This window comes from Oleiphilus sp. HI0132 (assembly GCF_001635845.1).
On record NZ_LWGJ01001765.1, the window covers coordinates 1 to 1,009 of the forward strand.

Consider the following 1,009-nt stretch of genomic DNA (forward strand, 5'->3'; position numbering starts at 1 on the left):
GAGGTTGCTTGTATTGCAGAAATTATGACAGCGGAGCGAGAACGTTAATGACAATCCACCCTGATGCCAAAATCCATTCAGACACTAAAGTTCACCCTCAAGCAATAGTAGAAAAGGGGGCAATAATTGGTGCTGGTGTGGAAGTTGGTCCTTGGTCGTATATTGGTGAAGGTGTCGAGATAGGGGAAGGTTCACAGATACTTTCTCATGTGGTTGTTAAAGGGCCGACAACGATTGGTCGGAATAACAAGATCTTTCAGTTCGCCAGTGTTGGAGAAGAGTGCCAGGATAAAAAATATGCTGGAGAGCCTACCCGATTAATTATTGGCGATAATAATATTATTCGTGAAAACTGTACTATTCATCGCGGTACTACTCAGGACCAGTCGGAAACGATCATTGGTAGTGATAACCTCTTCATGGCTTATGTACATGTAGCGCATGACTGTGTTATCGGTGATAACTGTATTTTTGCTAATAGCACAACCCTGGCGGGCCATGTTCATGTTGCAAGCAATGTGATTTTGGGTGGCGGAACGATGGTTCATCAGTTCTGTAAGATCGGGGCGCATAGTATGAGTGCTGGCGGGAGTATTGTTCTACGTGATATTCCTGCTTTTGTCATGGCTAGTGGTCAATCTGCCTCGGCTCATGGTCTGAATACCGAAGGTTTGAAGCGAAGAGGGTTTACCGCTGATGATATTCGGGAGCTAAAGCGTGCCTATAAAGTTATCTATCGTCAAGGCTTGAACTTGAAGGATGCGCTTATTGAGCTAGAAGAGGCAGCGGCTTCGTCTGCACATGTTGCTCACTTCGTTGAAAGTATCAAGAACTCATCTCGGGGCATTATTCGTTAGGCTGATATGAAGGGTAGCGCTGAAGAACACCAATCGGTTCAAGAACAACTTTCAGATAACGTTGTATCTGAACGTCCAGTGACTATCGCAATGGTAGCCGGTGAAGCCTCCGGAGATATTTTAGGTGCGGGTTTGATCAAGTCCCTGCTTAA

At 45.3% G+C, this 1,009-nt stretch carries 1 protein-coding gene; it reads left to right on the plus strand.

What is annotated here, in order from left to right:
* Nucleotides 1-47 precede the first annotated feature (47 nt).
* Complete coding sequence (gene lpxA / locus A3766_RS26905; protein ID WP_068508215.1) at nt 48-857, plus strand: acyl-ACP--UDP-N-acetylglucosamine O-acyltransferase; 810 nt, start codon at nt 48-50, stop codon at nt 855-857.
* Nucleotides 858-1,009 lie beyond the last annotated feature (152 nt).

What these genes read in the sequence shown, in the direction of transcription:
- lpxA (WP_068508215.1), top strand. Translation starts at nt 48, where the DNA reads ATGACAATCCACCCTGATGCCAAAATCCATTCAGACACTAAAGTTCAC.